At 54.9% G+C, this 16,049-nt stretch carries 14 protein-coding genes; 8 read left to right on the top strand and 6 right to left on the bottom strand.

Annotated elements, in window-relative coordinates:
• Window positions 1–417: 417 nt before the first annotated feature.
• Together ACI48J_RS21225 and ACI48J_RS21220 are read right to left on the bottom strand one after the other, a co-directional pair.
• Entirely contained in the window at window positions 418–1,128 is a 711-nt protein-coding gene (locus ACI48J_RS21225; RefSeq protein WP_405080134.1) for a hypothetical protein, read from the bottom strand.
• Between the two features lie 511 nt (window positions 1,129–1,639).
• Window positions 1,640–2,731, bottom strand: a complete 1,092-nt coding sequence (locus ACI48J_RS21220) for a DUF2161 family putative PD-(D/E)XK-type phosphodiesterase (protein ID WP_405080133.1) — start codon at window positions 2,729–2,731, stop codon at window positions 1,640–1,642.
• A 255-nt stretch (window positions 2,732–2,986) separates the two neighbouring features.
• Between ACI48J_RS21220 and ACI48J_RS21215 the strand changes: the two genes are divergently transcribed.
• The 5 genes from ACI48J_RS21215 to ACI48J_RS21195 all read left to right on the top strand — a co-directional run bounded on the left by ACI48J_RS21215 (window position 2,987) and on the right by ACI48J_RS21195 (window position 8,481).
• Entirely contained in the window at window positions 2,987–4,882 is a 1,896-nt protein-coding gene (locus tag ACI48J_RS21215) for a PrkA family serine protein kinase (protein WP_326057126.1), read from the top strand.
• 206 nt (window positions 4,883–5,088) lie between these two features.
• Window positions 5,089–6,477: an MATE family efflux transporter gene (locus ACI48J_RS21210; protein WP_405080132.1), complete on the top strand. Its 1,389-nt coding sequence runs from the start codon at window positions 5,089–5,091 to the stop codon at window positions 6,475–6,477.
• A gap of 174 nt (window positions 6,478–6,651) precedes the next feature.
• On the top strand, window positions 6,652–7,110 hold the full coding sequence (locus ACI48J_RS21205; RefSeq protein ID WP_405080131.1) for a hypothetical protein: 459 nt from the start codon (window positions 6,652–6,654) through the stop codon (window positions 7,108–7,110).
• Between the two features lie 167 nt (window positions 7,111–7,277).
• Entirely contained in the window at window positions 7,278–7,544 is a 267-nt protein-coding gene (locus tag ACI48J_RS21200) for a hypothetical protein (RefSeq protein WP_405080129.1), read from the top strand.
• Window positions 7,545–7,704: 160 nt separating this feature from the next.
• Entirely contained in the window at window positions 7,705–8,481 is a 777-nt protein-coding gene (locus ACI48J_RS21195) for a class I SAM-dependent methyltransferase (protein WP_405080128.1), read from the top strand.
• A gap of 156 nt (window positions 8,482–8,637) precedes the next feature.
• Here the strand turns inward: ACI48J_RS21195 and ACI48J_RS21190 are convergent, their stop codons facing one another.
• Window positions 8,638–9,705, bottom strand: coding sequence for a LacI family DNA-binding transcriptional regulator (locus tag ACI48J_RS21190; RefSeq protein WP_405080127.1), 1,068 nt, complete (start codon window positions 9,703–9,705; stop codon window positions 8,638–8,640).
• Between the two features lie 217 nt (window positions 9,706–9,922).
• Between ACI48J_RS21190 and ACI48J_RS21185 the strand changes: the two genes are divergently transcribed.
• From ACI48J_RS21185 to ACI48J_RS21175, 3 genes are all read left to right on the top strand, one after another.
• Window positions 9,923–10,738: a DUF817 domain-containing protein gene (locus ACI48J_RS21185; protein ID WP_405080126.1), complete on the top strand. Its 816-nt coding sequence runs from the start codon at window positions 9,923–9,925 to the stop codon at window positions 10,736–10,738.
• 3 nt (window positions 10,739–10,741) lie between these two features.
• Entirely contained in the window at window positions 10,742–12,085 is a 1,344-nt protein-coding gene (locus ACI48J_RS21180) for an MATE family efflux transporter (RefSeq protein WP_326056290.1), read from the top strand.
• Window positions 12,086–12,341: 256 nt separating this feature from the next.
• Window positions 12,342–13,040 (top strand): lysoplasmalogenase family protein, encoded by a 699-nt coding sequence (locus ACI48J_RS21175; protein WP_405080125.1) that lies wholly within the window; start codon window positions 12,342–12,344, stop codon window positions 13,038–13,040.
• Here the strand turns inward: ACI48J_RS21175 and ACI48J_RS21170 are convergent.
• From ACI48J_RS21170 to ACI48J_RS21160, 3 genes are all read right to left on the bottom strand, one after another.
• On the bottom strand, window positions 13,030–13,764 hold the full coding sequence (locus ACI48J_RS21170; RefSeq protein ID WP_405080123.1) for a hypothetical protein: 735 nt from the start codon (window positions 13,762–13,764) through the stop codon (window positions 13,030–13,032). The genes ACI48J_RS21175 and ACI48J_RS21170 overlap by 11 nt on opposite strands.
• An 87-nt stretch (window positions 13,765–13,851) precedes the next feature.
• On the bottom strand, window positions 13,852–14,895 hold the full coding sequence (locus ACI48J_RS21165) for a hypothetical protein (protein WP_405080122.1): 1,044 nt from the start codon (window positions 14,893–14,895) through the stop codon (window positions 13,852–13,854).
• Between the two features lie 140 nt (window positions 14,896–15,035).
• Complete coding sequence (locus tag ACI48J_RS21160; protein ID WP_405080121.1) at window positions 15,036–15,827, bottom strand: MerR family transcriptional regulator; 792 nt, start codon at window positions 15,825–15,827, stop codon at window positions 15,036–15,038.
• Between the last annotated feature and the right edge of the window lie 222 nt (window positions 15,828–16,049).

The following is a 16,049-nucleotide window of genomic DNA, read 5'->3' as shown; positions in this document are numbered from 1 at the left end:
TTGATACTGGCCATAGCTGGCATAGTCGTTTTTGTAGGCTTATGGTTTGTAGGTATTTATGGAATGAATGCAAAGGGGTAAAAAGCTTCTTTGCTTAAAAATAAATGTTAGCATCCCAGCAGTACGCCTTTCGGATTACGAAAGAACACTTTCAAACCCAAAGTCCCGCGGCTAGGGACCGTCATGTTGTGCTGCAGTGATGTTTGCGTCTACTGTCAAGCGCAGGGCTGCTGCCCTGATCTCGTAAAAGACGCATTCATTTTGCCGTTTGAGCTAGGAGGCGCTGCAATCATGGGTTCCGGGGGATATGACGTACTGAGTTGTCGTTAACTCCCTAGCCTTAATTTTTTTGGTGAAAGTCGGGGAGAGAACAGAAAAAACCAGCAGCGTGGGCTACTGGTTTTGGCTAAAAACATTTTATTGTTGGGTTAAATTACACCAAACAGTGGTATTGTTCCAATTACCATTAAGTTTATATTTAAAATCTGCGCCTAAACTAATTCCAACGCTAACAATGACGCCGGGTTCTGATTCATTAAAATTGAATGTAGTAAGGGAACCCCAATCTGTTGCTTTATAATTGTATGTATTATAAACAATAGAACTGCTGCCTACGAGACCATATGCTACTGCTTTTACCCTTGGCTGACCTGCTGCTTCTGTAATATTATAACCATCTTTCCCAACGATTTGTTGAATCACTGTACCCGATGACTGGAACCCTGCAAATCCTGCCCAATTAACGCTAAGTGTTGCATTTCCATATGCACAAGCTCCGATAAAACTATTGTTTTCACAGTTGTTTCCTCCATATTTTACGCTACTTCCAAGTGCCATTGGTGTTATCGAAGAAGAGTTCTGCATTTCATCAGTCGAAACTATAAATTGCCCCTCTTTTTTTGCTTCTTCTATTAATTTTTCTAGTTCTTTTTTTCCTCCTTTCAATTCTTTTCTTGTGACTGTAACGTCAACGCCATTTCTATGAAATATGCTTTCAGAACTTTGAATTACTTCTAAGCCCTTAACCTTTTCTTTGTTATTGATTGTTTCTTCAGCAAAAGCAGAACCAGTGACCATAATAGACAGAGCAACAACAAAGACTAACGATAAAAAGCCAATTTTTTTCATAATAATTCCCTCCAAATGATATATTTTTCTTTCTGATTTATTATACATCATTTACATATATTAGTATATATAATTTATAATGGAAATAAACAAATGTTTAAGTCTTGAGTAGAAAGAATATGGGTGCTATGGTAATATATAAATGTATCATGAAAATTGGAGAGAAGGTGTTACTTTATGATGTATTTGATAACGCCAGTCGGAATTATATTTTTATTGATTTTTGTTATAGTAATAATTGCAGTTTTATATTTAATTAAGAAATCAAATAAAAAATAAACTATCATAGGTGTACTTATATCATTTAAAAGTAAAATACTTACGTATTCGTTTGGAAATTTTTATGGAGTTACTACAATTTTGTAAATGAACAGCACAAAGGCAATTTTCCTTCTGTGAGCTGCTTTTTCTGTTCTTACTCTGATCCATAAGGCAGTCTTTAGACTAATAAGTATTAGGGTGAGGCCTATTGTAATCATCGTAAACATCCTAACCAAACAAGAAAGGAGGCTCACGTCGAGCCTCCTTTCTTTGCTTTGGCTGATTTCCTTCTCCGCGGGGAGGGGGCTTTCTGCAAGCCGGATATGTCCGTCGGACCGGGTTTGCCAGCCTGACCGGCAGCGCCGCGCTGACCCGCTTCATTCCGCAGGCCCGGCGGGTCCGGAGTCACCGACACGCCCTGTGCGTCACGCACGTCCGCAGATCGCGGCACGCCCTGAAGCTCTGCCGCAGCGGCCAATTCCGCCCCCGGCCGCTCGTTCAGCTCGGACGGCTCCGGCAGTCGGACGCGCGTGGCCGGTCCTGCCCCGGCAGCCGCTTCCCGCTCGTCCGCAGCGCCCGCATCCGCCTCCGGCCCGCCAAGGCTGCCGGCGTCCCCTTCGCGGGGCACGAAGTGCGCCGCCACGTGGGCGAACGTGTCCAGCGCTTCTTCGCCCGAGCGCGTCAGCCCGTACAGCCCGCGCCTGACGCGCGTGAACCAGCCGTACACGTTGCGCTGGAGCAGGGCCGCCGTCTTGGCGTTGCCCGTAAGCTCGCGCAGGCGGCGGGGAGAGAGCGGTCCCTGCTCGCGGAGCAGCAGGGCGCAGTGCAGCGCCTTCTCGCGGTAAGCCGTGACGAGCTTGAGCCCGCGGCTGCCGCCGACGTTGTAGTCGGCGCTGCGCTCGCGGAACTCGCCGAGCACGCGCTCCGCAGCGCGTTTCCGCACGGACGTCTTCCGCACGGGAGCGGCGTCGCCGAAGCCCGGAGGCTCGCACACGACCTCGACGGCGGGCTTCTTCGTTTTGTAGAACTGCACCGTGATGAGTCCGAGACCGAGCCGGCCGCACAGCTTGCGGATGTCCGCCCAGGTCATCCGGTGGGGGACACGTCCTTTGGCGGGAAGCTCGATCGCGATATAGACGCGGTGCGTCACGTCCTGCCGCCGGAGTCCCTGAATGAGCAGGGGTACGGTCAGGCTGCGTTTGAGCTCGACGACGACGGGCGGCTCGCCTTCCAGGACGGCGACGAGATCGCAGTGCCGCACTTCTCCCCGGACGTCGTAGCCGAGCTTCTCCCAGTAGGCTTTAACCGGGCCGTACAGCTCCGTTTCGCTCCGAATCGCCACTGTTTTATGCGCCCCCTTCCTTCTTAAACGGTTTTTCCGGTTTCTTGATTATAGCATGAAAAAGACGTGCGGGACGGGTGCCGGAGGCAAAGACTTCCACCGATCTCCCACCGGTTGTGAGGCTTGTTTTTCCTTTGTTCCTGTACAAATTTAGTGTCAAGAATTGTCCTTGGACCGCATAGGATTGTAGTACCCTAAAATCACTATCACGAGCTATCCGCTCTTTTGAGGCAATGGCAGTGAGAGGAGGTACCCATGGATATTTTCAAACGCATCACGGAGCACCGGACCGAGAAGGAACAGCTTGCATGGTCCGGCACGCTCCGGGAGTATCTCGAGCTCGTGCGGCAAAATCCGGGTCTAGCGATGACAGCCCATGCGCGTGTATATGAGATGATCGCTTCTCACGGCATTGAACAGAACGACGGGCACGCCCGGTACAACTTTTTCGACCAGGAGATCTTTGGGCTCGACCGCGCAGTCGAAAAGCTGGTGGAGGAATATTTCCACTCCGCCGCACGGCGTCTGGATGTCCGCAAACGGATTTTGCTGCTGATGGGGCCGGTAAGTGGAGGCAAGTCGACGATCGTAACGCTGCTGAAAAGGGGTTTGGAGCAGTTCTCCAAGACAGACCGGGGAGCCGTCTATGCGATTAAAGGCTGCCCGATGCACGAAGATCCGTTTCACCTCATTCCAAGTGAATTGAGGCCGGAAATAGAGGCCGAGCTGGGTATCCGCATCGAAGGGAACTTATGCCCGTCCTGCCAGCTGAGGCTGAAAACCGAATACGGCGGCAACATCGAGAACGTGCTGGTCGAGCGGGTGCTGATCTCCGAGGACGACCGGGTGGGGATAGGCACGTTCAGTCCGTCCGATCCGAAGTCCCAGGATATTGCGGACTTGACCGGGAGCATCGATTTTTCCACGATCACGGAGTACGGCTCCGAATCGGACCCGCGCGCCTACCGTTTCGACGGGGAACTGAACAAGGCGAACCGCGGACTCATGGAGTTTCAGGAAATGCTGAAGTGCGACGAGAAATTTCTCTGGAATCTGCTGTCCCTGACGCAGGAGGGCAATTTCAAAGCGGGCCGTTTTGCGCTTATCTCGGCCGATGAGCTGATTGTGGCGCATACGAACGAATCCGAGTACAAGGCGTTTATCGCGAACAAAAAGAACGAGGCTCTCCAGTCGCGGATGATTGTCATGCCGATTCCTTATAATCTGAAGGTAACGGACGAAGAGAAAATTTACACGAAGCTTATCAAGCAGAGCGACATGTCGCATATCCATATTGCGCCGCACGCGCTGCGGGCCGCCGCTATTTTCTCCATTCTGACGCGGCTTAAGGAAACGAAGAAACAGGGCATGGATCTCGTGAAAAAAATGCGGATGTACGACGGCGAAGCCGTAGAAGGCTACAAGGATGCGGACCTGAAAGAGATGCAGAACGAGTATCTCGAAGAAGGAATGAGCGGCATTGATCCCCGCTATGTCATCAACCGGATTTCCAGCGCGCTCATCCGGCACGACCTTCAGTGCATCAACGGACTCGATGTGCTGCGGGCGCTGAAGGAAGGACTGGACCAGCATCCGTCCATCACCCGGGACGAACGGGAGCGGTACCTCAATTTTATTTCGGTCGCCCGCAAAGAATACGACGATATCGCGAAGAAGGAAGTGCAGAAAGCGTTCGTGTACTCGTTCGACGAGTCGGCCAAAACCTTGTTCGATAACTATCTCGACAATATCGAGGCGTACTCCAACTGGGGCAAAATCAAAGACCCCCTGACCGGGGAGGAGATGGACCCCGACGAGCGTCTCATGCGTTCGATCGAAGAGCAGATCGGCATTTCCGAAAACGCGAAGAAGGCGTTCCGCGAAGAAATCCAGATCCGGATTTCGTCTTACTCTCGCAAAGGGAAGAGGTTCGATTACAGCACGCATGAAAGGCTGCGCGAAGCGATCGAGAAGAAGCTGTTCGCCGATCTGAAGGATATCGTCAAAATTACGACGTCGACCAAGACACCGGACGAAAGACAGCTGAAGAAGATCAACGAAGTGACCCGGCAGCTGATTGACGGACACGGCTACTGCCCGGTTTGCGCGAACGAGCTGCTGCGGTATGTCGGCAGTCTCTTGAATCGGTAATTTCTTTCTTAAACCAAGATAACCGAAGAATACCGCCTAACCATCGTGAATTGACGAGGTAGGCGGTTTCTGTTGTCCGCACAGGAACTTCGCTAACCGGGTTCACGCTATGGTAACATTAGGATATCGGTTTGCTGCGGTTGGTTTGATTCCCGAGAGGGAATCTTACGGGCGCGGCTCATTTTATTAGGAGGAAACACCCCGCCATGGCGAAAAACGAAGCTCAAATGGATTTGACCCAAGGTCCGATTGCGAGAAAATTGCTCTTGTTCTCCCTGCCCGTGCTGTACGGGAATGTGCTGCAATCCCTGAACGGGACGGTTAACAGCATCTGGGTCGGTAAATTTTTGGGTGAAAGCGCTTTTGCCGCTACATCCAATGCAAACAATGTCATGTTTCTTATGCTCAGTTCCATTTTCGGCATAGGAATGGCATCCACGATTATGATCGGGCAGAGCATCGGAGCGGGCGATACCGCCCAGGCGAAGCGGGTGGTGGGAGCGAGCGCCCTGTTTTTCTTCACCCTTTCGCTGGTCGTAGGTCTCCTGGGCGTGCTTTTGTCCCCGCAAATTTTGCAGTGGATGCACACTCCCGCGGATGCGATGGACATGGCCAACGCTTATCTGAGGATTATTTTTATGAGCATGCCGTTTATGTTCTGCTATAACATGATTATGACGATCCTTCGCGGCGCGGGGGATTCCAAAACGCCCTTCCGGTTTCTCGTGCTGTCCATCATTTTGGATATCGCGCTGAATCCTCTGCTTATTTTCGGCTGGGGTCCGATCCCCGCTCTCGGCATTTCGGGCTCCGCGCTGGCTACGGGCATCTCTCAGCTTGTCGCCCTCGCCGCTATCTTGTGGTCGCTGTACCGGAAAAAATATTTTCTCCGCATTACGCGCGAAGACCGGCATCTGCTGCGCTTCGACGGGGCGATCATCGGATCGCTGGTGAAGAAAGGCGTTCCCATGGGGCTTCAAATGATCGTGGTTTCGACAAGCTCGCTGGCTATGATCAACCTCGTAAACCGGTTCGGATCGGAGGCGACGGCGGCCTACGGGGCGGCGATCCAGCTGTCTTCTTACATCCAGATGCCGGCTATGGCGATCGGCGGAGCCGTTTCGTCGTTTGCGGCCCAGAACGTGGGCGCGGGCAGGTGGGACCGGGTGCACCGCGTAACGGGCGTCGGGGTCATGTACAATGTCCTGATGACGGGCGTTCTCGTCTGCCTGATCTATTTGTTCAACCGCAGCGCCCTGAGCCTGTTCCTGCCGGAAGGCCAAGCCATCGAAATCGGCATGCGGATCAACCTGCTGACGCTTTGGAGTTTTATCATTTTCGGCATTACCTTCGTGGTTTCGGGCGTCGTGCGTTCGACGGGGGCCGTTATGTTCCCGCTTCTGATCACATTCCTGGCGCTTTGGTGCGTGCGCATCCCGCTGTCGTATTATCTGGCCGATTCCTACGGTCTGGATGCCGTATGGTGGAGCTTTCCGGTCGGTTTTACGCTGGGTTCCCTCCTTTCGGTCGCCTACTATTTCTGGGGCAATTGGAAAAAAGCAAGCATGCTCGCCGGCGGCGTTCAAAAAGCGTGACCTCGCTGCGTCCGTACCTTTTACAAGCTAAATTTCATAGGCTCCATTCATCCGGATTTATCTAGGCAGGCGCCCAATTTTGGGCGCTTTTCTCACCTTCTGGGCATCTGTTCATACGATGTGTTAGATGCAAAATGCCTTTAGGCACAACATACGGAGGGTGAGGGATTTCTTATGACATTTGAAGCTCAAGGTCAGGGCGCATACGTTCAGGGCACATACGGTCAGGACACATACGGCCTGCAGCAGGAATGGAACCAAAGCGAATGGATCAGTGCGGAAGCGGAAGAAGAAGCGCGTAAACAGGGAGAATACGGCGGTCAGCCCGGCGGCTACCACGGTGGCTACCACGGAGGCCAAGGCGGTTATCATGGAGGCTACCAGGGAGGCCAAGGCGGTTATCATGGAGGCTACCACGGAGGCCAAGGCGGCTATCATGGAGGCTACCACGGAGGCCAGGGCGGTTATCACGGCGGCTATCACGGGGGCCAAGGCGGTTATCATGGAGGCTACCACGGAGGCTACCACGGAGGTTATCCGGGCGGCTATCACGGTGGTTATCCAAACTATCCGCACCACTCGCAACCTTACCACAACTATCCTTCCTACTATCCGTATCCTTATAAAAGATAACGAAAAGGATATAGGCTTAAGGCCACAGCAGGCTGTCCGCGGAAGCGGGCGGCCTTCCTTTTTTTAGACGGACAACAGAGGGAAAGGACGAAGAGGGAGATTCTATCGAACAAATGAAGTATAATAGAGAAATAACCCGTAATCGGACAAGATAAGGATGGTCGCTTGTGCTTAGATCAATTTCGGATACGTTATTTTTACTGGCTTTAATTCTGCTCATTGTGTCGGCAATCGTGAGCGGCATCGGTTTCCAGGCTTTCACGATGAGAAGAAAAGACAATGACCCGGGCCAAATCGAGGTCCCCAACAAGCAAAAGCAGCTCGAAAAGCAGAATAAAGGCATGGCCGGATTCATTCGTTCCAAAATTACGCTGACGGCGGTCGTGTTTGCTCTGGTGTCGGTCGTTTTATCCTATTTGGAGCGTTATGTATAAAATAAAGAAACAAATCCCGCAGGCGTAGAAATGCGCTTGTCCGGGATTTGTTTATAGGTTAAAACTATAATTCGAGTAGTTTTTATATATTAGACATTATAAGTGTTTCTCTTCATACTGAATGTACTACCCGCACAGACGGGAACGGGAGGCGTTCGGAATGAAGGAAGTTGAACAGGGAAAATGGGACGCGGGGCATTATGACGCGCAGATGCATTTTGTGTCCAGGCTCGGCCAAGGTGTGATGGATCTTCTGAGTCCGGCCCCGGGTGAGTCGATTCTGGATCTCGGATGCGGAACGGGCAGCCTCGCGTATGAAATAGCCCTTCTTGGCGCGCAAGTGACCGGGGTGGATTTCTCGGAGGCCATGATCGGGCAGGCCAGGCAGAAGTACCCGGAACTGGCTTTTGAGGTAGGAGACGCGAGAACATACCGGAGCGGCCGGACGTTCGACGCGGTATTCTCCAACGCCGCGCTGCACTGGGTCCCTCAGGCCGATGAAGCCGCGCGGACGGTAGCGGAAGCGCTGCGGCCGGGAGGGCGGTTCGCGGCCGAATTCGGCGGCTTCGGCAACGTGGCCCGGATCGAGCGGGCGATTCACGAGGCCGTTCGCGAAGCCGGGCTCGATCCCGAGCCGCGAAACCCCTGGTATTTCCCGACTATCGGGGAATATACGGGCGTGCTGGAGAGGGCCGGGCTCGATGTCCGCTGCGCGGAGCTATTTGACCGGCCGACGCCGCTGCCGGGAGGAGAGCAGGCCATCCGGCACTGGCTGCATGCGTTTGCCGGCAGCTTCTTCGCCGGAACCGACACGGCGACGCAGGAGCGCATCACGCAGGGCGTGGAGGAGCGCCTGCGCCCCGCGCTGTTCCGGGACGGCGCCTGGACCGGCGATTACTGCCGGATCCGGGTACTGGCCCGTAAGCCGACGGGCTGAGGCGCGCGTGGCCGCAGGGTGCAGGTCCGCGCTCTCCGCGTGAAGCTCGCGGCAGGCACGCAGGGCGCAGGTCCGAGCCGCAAGCTTCGCCCGGGCCATGCTCACGCCCGCGGCATGCCCCCGCGCCGGCCCGATGCTCGCGGCATGCCGCCTGCGCTAGCCCGACGCCCGCGCGATAAACTCCGGCGCGAGGACGATCTTCTCGTGAGCGCGGCCGGGATGGCGCTTGCGGTACAGGAGCGTCTCTACCGCCCGGATGCCGAGGAGCTCCTTGCTCAGCTCGACCGTGCTGAGCGCAGGCGACGAAGCGGCCGCCGCTTCGATGTTGTCGAAACCGATCACGCGGCATTGTCCGGGGATGTCGAAGCCCCGCTGCTTGAGCAGAGCCATTAGCCGCAGCGCAATGTGATCGTTCGCGCAGATGAAGCCGTCCGGCAGCTCGCTCGTGGAGACGGAGCCCACGCGGACCGCCAGATCGTGGGGCCACGTCGGACTCAAGTAAGGCACGTTCCACTTGCTCAGGCAGACCGGCCGGCCGGATTCCGCCGCTTCCTCGGAGGCAATCCGGCAGCCTAACGCGCGCTCTCTGAAGCTAACGGAGAAGGAGTCGCTCCCCACGAAAACGAGCGAGTCGCAGCCTTCCCGCAGAAGCTGCTTGGTCGCGGCCATTGCGGCGTCGACATTGCTGTTGACGACGCAGTCCACGTTCACGAGCGGCTCCTCGTGGTCCACAAGCACGAGCGGCAGTCCGGTCTGCTGCAGGGAGATGACGGCCCGCGTCGAAAAGGTGCCGAGCAGAATGTGGCCCATACAGCGTGCCGGGTCCAAAAATCCCGGCATGGTCAGCCCGTCTTCCCGGTGAGACGGGACGGAAATCAGCATATAGTGCGCTTGGAGGTCGCGGCACGTTTGAGCGAGGCCGTCAATGACCTTCGGCCAGAAGAACGGGTCCTGCTGCTTGGCGCTGTGTATCCATACCAGCATATAAGGATCGGAGGAGGAAGAGGGTATTTCTTTTCTTCCGCCATTCCACTCCTGGAAAAGTCCGGCCGCGGCCGGGCTTTTGTTTATTTTTTTCCGGTAGCCCATGGTCCGGGCGGTTTCCATGATTTTCAGCCGCGTTTCGTCGCTGACCCCGTCTTTTCCTGAAAGCGCTTGTGAAACGGTGTATTTCGAAATGCCAAGCCGGTCGGCAATGTTTTGCATGGAGACGTGTTTACTCATCGTGCACCGCCTTTAAGTGGGTTCGGTTTGACAGCTCTGCACCCTCATTTTTCCTTCAAAAAAAGGTTCTGTCAATACCCGCGGCGCAAATAGTTGAGGGATTTTTTCCGGCTTTCTTTTCTCCCTGTTTGGAAAACTTGTGCTAAACTAGCAGAGGAATGGATTCCGGGCATGCGAGGACGCCCGGAACCTCCGAAAGCTGAAGGGAGGGTTTCCCATGATTCGATCCGTACGTCATGGGATTCGGCAGCTGCTGCTTTTCGGCTGGCTGGAAGCTCTTTCGTGTCTGTTTCCCGTTCTTATTTTTATCAGTCTGGCTGTTCTGAAGACGGCAAACGTCCCCCACATGTATGACCTTATGCTGGTCATTTGTCTGCTGATTCAATGGGCGATGGTCCGGACGGGGCTTGAAACAAGGGATGAAGTGAAAGTGATCTGTCTGTTCCATCTGATCGGGCTGGCGCTGGAGATTTATAAGGTGAATATGGGCTCCTGGTCGTATCCGGAGGAAGCCTGGACGAAAGTATGGGGCGTGCCGCTTTACAGCGGGTTTATGTACGCGAGTGTGGCGAGTTATTTGTGCCAATCCTGGCGGAGATTGCATGTGGAGCTGACCCGCTGGCCTTCGCCTTGGTTTACGGTCCCGCTCGGAGCCGCGATCTATCTGAATTTTATGACCCACCATTATATCTGGGATTTGCGCTGGGCGCTGACCGTGCTGCTGTTCGTGCTTTTTTTCCGGACTGCGGTCCTGTTTACCGTCGGCAGGAAAACGTACCGGATGCCGCTCGTCCTTTCTTTTTTTCTTATCGGCTTTTTTATTTGGCTGGCGGAAAATATCGCAACCTTCCTGGGGGCTTGGCAGTATCCGAATCAGAGGGAAAGCTGGCAGCTTGTCTCTTTCGGCAAAATGAGCTCGTGGTTCCTGCTTGTCATCGTGAGTTTTCTGATTGTCGCGCAGCTTAAGCGGGTCAAACAATCGGAAAGCAACCCGGACGGAAGGATGGTACCGGCGGCGGTTCCGGAGGAGTAGTCTATGTTTACAAATTGGGGAATGATTTTGCGGCTTGCGGTTCCGTCAATCGTGTCGTTCGCGGCGGCGACGCTGACGGGTACGATTAATTTGATGATGGTGGGCCCGATGGGAGCCCTCGTCATCGCGGCGGTAGGAATTTGCAACATTATTATGTATAACGCCTGGGCCGCCTGCTCGGGAATCGGTCACACGGTGAATTATCTTGTGGCTCAAAATTTCGGGGCCGGCGATATGAAGAAAGGCGTGGAGCGCACATACATCGCGCTTTATCTTTGCCTGGCTCTCATTGCCGTCATCCTGGCTGCGGGGTGGTTCGGAAGCGAAGGGATTCTGCGGCTGATGGGAAGCTCCGAAGAACTGGTTGCCGCAGGGAAGGAATATCTGGAGCTCCGGTTTTATGCGATGGCGTTTTCCGTGCTGAACTTTGTCCTTTTCGGATTTCTGAGGGGAATCGGAGATACCCGGTCTCCTATGGCTCTGACGATTCTGGGGAATGCGGCGATGATTGTGTTCACCTACGGGTTGACGTACGGCCGTCTCGGATTTCCCGAACTGGGGCTCCCGGGCGCGGGACTGGCCGTTCTGATCGGGGAAGCCATCTGCAGTATCGGCTCGGTGTATATCGTGTTTTTCCGGCTGCATGATAAATACCGGACCCGCACCCGGGTCAAGCTGGACCGCAGGGAAGCGCGTCTGATCGCCGGCGAAAGCGGGAAGCTCGGCATGCAGGAATTCGCGATGAGCCTGGCGATGTTCGTCTTCACGATGTTCGTGACCCGCCTGGGGACGGAGGCGCTGGCCGCCAACGAGATTGCCCTGAACGTGATGGCGCTCGGCTTCATGCCGGCTTTCGCCTTCGCCTCTACGGCGACGATCCTCGTCGGACGCGAGGTCGGTAAGCACCGGCCCGACCTGGCCCGCCGGTACGGCACCGACACGGCGGTGCTCGGCAGCATCTGCCTGCTGGTCCTGGGTGCGGTGGAATTCGTTTTCGCGGTTCCGATCGCGAGGCTGTATTCCCAGGACCCGGAGGTTTACGCGCTTGCCGCCGATCTCATCCGGATTTCCGCGTTTTTGCAGCTGTTTGACGGTCTCCTGAATTTCTACGCGGGCGGCCTGCGGGGAATCGGAGATACGACCTTTCTGCTGGGAACTTCGCTTGTGCTCAGCTGGGTCTTTTTCGTGCCGCTCGCGTATTTGCTCACCTTTGTGTGGGGATTCGGTTCGGCCGGCGCGTGGATTTCGCTGTATGCGTTTATCGCCGCCTTCGGCCTTGCCGTCATGTACCGGTTCTACCGGACGGACTGGGCTGCGGTGCGGATTAAAGAGGCCGAGGGCCGCTGAAAGGACGGCCGGGCTCCGGTCGTCTTTTTTGTATGGCGTCTGTGCAGCAAGGAGAAATGAAAATGCAGGATAAGAAACGGAGAGCGTGCATAACGTGTATAAAACGTGCGGACTTGGCCGGTTCCCCGTGGAACCGGGCAAACGAAGCGTGTAAATTTAAGCGCGGGATCATTAAGAGCCGGATTGCTCGGGGGACGCGCGGGGTAAGAATAGGCAACAGCACAGGCGTGCACGGGGTGCACGGGAGGAGGGAGAAATGATGATGGGATGGCTTTGGGCCGTTCAAGTGATCTTGTTTGCCGCCGGTACCGGTCTTGGAATTACGGACGCCCGGCGTAAAAGCACGGAAGTCCGGCTTCCTTTGTGGGTGAGGATGCTGATCAGTCTGACGCTTACGGCAGCGGCATTTGCCTTGTGGCGGGACGATCCGGCCTCCTCCTTCAAAGAATGGATTTTCTGGGGGATGGCCTGGTCGTTCATCGGCGATTTGTCCATGGCCGGGATCATTCCCTGGAGGCATCCGATGATCGGGGGAATGCTGACGTTTGCCGTGGCGCACGTCTTCTATATCGCGGCGTTCGCGGCCGCCCTGCACCGTGAGGGCCTTGACCTGATGAACGCGGGGCTGGCTGTCGCTGCCGTGTTCTACGGCCTGGTGCTGATCGCCGCCTGGCTGCTCCTGATCCGCAATCCCGACGCTCCGCGCCTGTTCAACACCGGCTCGCTCGTCTACGGGTTGTGGGTCGGGGCCATGGCGTCGGCTGCGGCCGCAATGGCCTGGTCCCTTGGCGGGGCGCTCTGGCTGACGGCTGCCGGCGGGCTGCTCTTCGTCGTATCGGACACGATCATCGGGGCCGTATCCATCGGCGGCAGGTCGCTCCGGCATCAGGGATACTGGGTCTGGCTGACATACGTGGCGGCTCAGATGTGCATCGTATACGCGTTTACCCTGTGATACCGTCTTTAGGCAGCGTCTGCACGAACCGCGCAAAAGCGGCGGTATGGTCGATTTTCTGTTTGACGGACCAGTCGTCGATGCTTTTGTTGTGGCGGGCGAACTGCTTCTCAATGGCTTCGTAATCGCCGTAAAATATTCTCCCGTCCAAACCGGCCCAGTTAATGGCATGCCTATATTCCACAGGGCCGGTTTTGAACGGAACGAGGTATTCCACCAGAATATGTTTGCGCCTCAGAATCTTATATTCCCTGCTTGCGACGATTTCTTCCGTGAGACAAATTTCATCTATAACGGCCCCGGACCATTGCTGGATGTTTTCGAGGTTGTACGCATTTGTGATTCCTTTGCCGAAAATGTTTTTCTGATTCTCCGATTCGTGAACGGTGACGGGACCTTTGGAAATCGCGCCTCTGAGCGGAGCGCCCCGCTGCATAAAGAACAGCAGGGCGCTGAAAGCCGCGTTCACGATGTTCACGAACTGGACGGGCGAGGTTCCTTCCGTCCACATGATGATGCTGTCGGACACCGACAGCACTTGAATGGCGCTCGGCATGCCGAGCTCGGAGTTTACATCGTCCATCATTTTTTTCGTCCGGTTGATGTTGTGCATAATGTCGTTAGAAAAGATGGTTTGCAGATCGAGGTGACTGTTCTTATCCACCAGATCTTTAAAGCCGAGAATGTCCAGGAACGCCACGTAACTGTCCTCGATCGTTTTCAATTCCCATGCCTCCCGCTCTAAAAAATGCCTTGTGAATTCGCTCTCCTTACAAACGTTTCCCGCAAAAAAACGGCTCAGCCGGTTGAATCAGGAGCTGCTGCTGCATGAAGACGAGCTGCTGCACGAAGACGAACTGCTGCATGAAGACGAACTGCTGCACGAAGACGAGCTGCTGCATGAAGACGAGCTGCTGCATGAAGACGAGCTGCTGCACGAAGACGAACCGCTGCACGAAGAGCCGCTGCCGGACGAATTGCCGTCGGACGAGCCGCCGCAGTCCGAAGAGCTGCAGTTCGAGCTGCTGCAGTCCGAATCGCCGGACCCGTTCCCGCCGCTTCCCTCACGATCGTCGCCCCCGTTCAGGATGGAGTAGAATAGCAGGGCGCTGAGGGCGCCGTAACCCGCGCCGGAGACGTCGTTGGCGTTAAACGAAGAGGCCTGCGTTCTCCCGGCCGAAGACATCCTGCGGGAATTTCCGGCTGCAGCGGCCGGCGGGGCATTCTGGATGCCGTTGAAAAGGTGGTGCACCAACTCCTGAACAGCATCTTCATAAATACCGATCGTATTCGGCTTGAAATAATCCCGCCGGATACGATTCCAGTCAAAAGCGCGGGCATATGCGACAAATTCAGGGGAAAGTTTGCGCTGCCCGAACTTCCCGAGCATTTGCTCGTTTTCCGGGTAGAAGCGGAACACAAGGGAGTAAACAAGCTCGAAGAGGGCTCTATCGTGCTCGCCCGGTTGAAGCGCATCGCCGACATGCGGTGAATGGTGAATCATTTCCCCCAGAAGATCTCTGCAGAACTCCTGATAATCGCGGGTGAACATCAAAGCTTCGTGCCAGATTTCATCCACGGACGTGCTGTACATGCCTACATTATTCAAATAAATGTTGATCGCCAGAAAGCGTTTGAACTCCAGGAAAATCCAGGAATACTCGGTTTCCGAAATGTCCGGGTGCTCCTTCAGCACGCGCGCTTTTACATGGTCCCAATACTTGGCGTGCTTTGCGAAAACCTCATCGAAGCGGGCTTCTACCGGTTTGAGGCTGTCGTTCTCCAGAACACCGAGCCCATACGGAGCGAACGAGGAAAACAACTGGACGGGCGGCGTTTTTGGCTGTGTTTGCACAGGCTGTGATTTCATACTAGTAAAAAACCATTTAAAAAAAGACACGCGAAACCTCCATCATCAGGCCGATACCTGTTTAGTTCGTTGCTCGGTAGTTTGCTTGGTTCGTGGTATGGATCGCTCCCACGTCCCTTACTTCTTTAGTTCCGGCCTATTTCTGCCGCCGGAAGGCTTGGGGCGGCTGGAGCTTGGTGTACCGTCTGATTGCGGTCGTAATACTCAAACGCCGCGCTAAGAAACTCCAGCAGCTCGGGTTCGAACGGGTACAGGTTCATCGGATTTCCCTCCGCGCCGTGAAGCTCCCAGTACTTGTTCATCAGAGCCTCATTGCCGGCAAAAGCCTCCAAGGCCAGCGTCGTGATCCGTGCAGCCACTTCCTGGGCGGCCGGAGAAGCCGGATCTTCGTGCATGACGGCCCTGGCCTGTGCAACTTCTTCTGTCCAGCGCACTGTGAGGGGGTCGTCTTTGTTCAGATTAGGCAGCTTGTGAAGAAGCTTCCGCTCTTCGGCCGTGAAATGCTCCCGGATGAAGCGCTGCTTGGCCGCGGGATCTTTTTGACTGAGCCGGATCATTTGGAACATGGTGTTCCAGTTCAGGGTGCCTTCTATTTGGACGGAATGGATCGTAACGCGGAGCATGCCTTCCAGTTCTTCGAGTTTCTCTTTCTCGCGCTGAACCATTCGCAGCTGATCTTCCAGGCAGGAGAGCCAGTCGGTTCCGTAGCTGTCGAGCATCTCGCGGACGGCTTTTAACCCGAGTCCCATTTTTTTGAGAATCGAAATCTGTTCCAGCCGCATAACATCCTCGTCGGAGTAAAGCCGGTGGCCGCCTTCCGTGGAGCCGGAGGGCTTCAGCAGCCCGATCTGATCGTAATGGTGCAGGGTGCGTACCGTTATGTTCGCTTTACGCGCAAGTTCGCCAACGGAATACATGTCATCCGGATTTCCTTTCCCAAGGGGGTTCTGTTCCTATTCTTATATCCTAAATCGTTCCAGTTCGAGCTTCAAGCTGTTTTTTATCCGGGGGCGGAGACCGGAGCCTGAAAACGTGAACAAAGAAAATCAAAGTTTGCAAGTGGACGCGTCCGGAAACGGATCTAAAAGTAAATCGGCCGAATAGAGCGGCCTTCCCCGGGCGAAAACTAGGGAGGCAGA

Source organism: Paenibacillus chitinolyticus, from assembly GCF_045038035.1.
Classification (GTDB): domain Bacteria; phylum Bacillota; class Bacilli; order Paenibacillales; family NBRC-103111; genus Paenibacillus_F; species Paenibacillus_F chitinolyticus_A.
Note: the sequence above shows the minus strand (reverse complement) of the source record. Positions and strands in the feature narration are given on the sequence as shown.

Bases quoted from the DNA above. Each gene is read 5' to 3' on its own strand.
- ACI48J_RS21190 (WP_405080127.1), bottom strand. From the start codon at position 9,705: ATGAGTAAACACGTCTCCATGCAAAACATTGCCGACCGGCTTGGCATT.
- ACI48J_RS21185 (WP_405080126.1), top strand. From the start codon at position 9,923: ATGATTCGATCCGTACGTCATGGGATTCGGCAGCTGCTGCTTTTCGGC.
- ACI48J_RS21160 (WP_405080121.1), bottom strand. From the start codon at position 15,827: ATGTATTCCGTTGGCGAACTTGCGCGTAAAGCGAACATAACGGTACGC.
- ACI48J_RS21205 (WP_405080131.1), top strand. From the start codon at position 6,652: ATGACATTTGAAGCTCAAGGTCAGGGCGCATACGTTCAGGGCACATAC.
- ACI48J_RS21180 (WP_326056290.1), top strand. From the start codon at position 10,742: ATGTTTACAAATTGGGGAATGATTTTGCGGCTTGCGGTTCCGTCAATC.
- ACI48J_RS21195 (WP_405080128.1), top strand. From the start codon at position 7,705: ATGAAGGAAGTTGAACAGGGAAAATGGGACGCGGGGCATTATGACGCG.
- ACI48J_RS21215 (WP_326057126.1), top strand. From the start codon at position 2,987: ATGGATATTTTCAAACGCATCACGGAGCACCGGACCGAGAAGGAACAG.
- ACI48J_RS21225 (WP_405080134.1), bottom strand. From the start codon at position 1,128: ATGAAAAAAATTGGCTTTTTATCGTTAGTCTTTGTTGTTGCTCTGTCT.
- ACI48J_RS21210 (WP_405080132.1), top strand. From the start codon at position 5,089: ATGGCGAAAAACGAAGCTCAAATGGATTTGACCCAAGGTCCGATTGCG.
- ACI48J_RS21175 (WP_405080125.1), top strand. From the start codon at position 12,342: ATGATGATGGGATGGCTTTGGGCCGTTCAAGTGATCTTGTTTGCCGCC.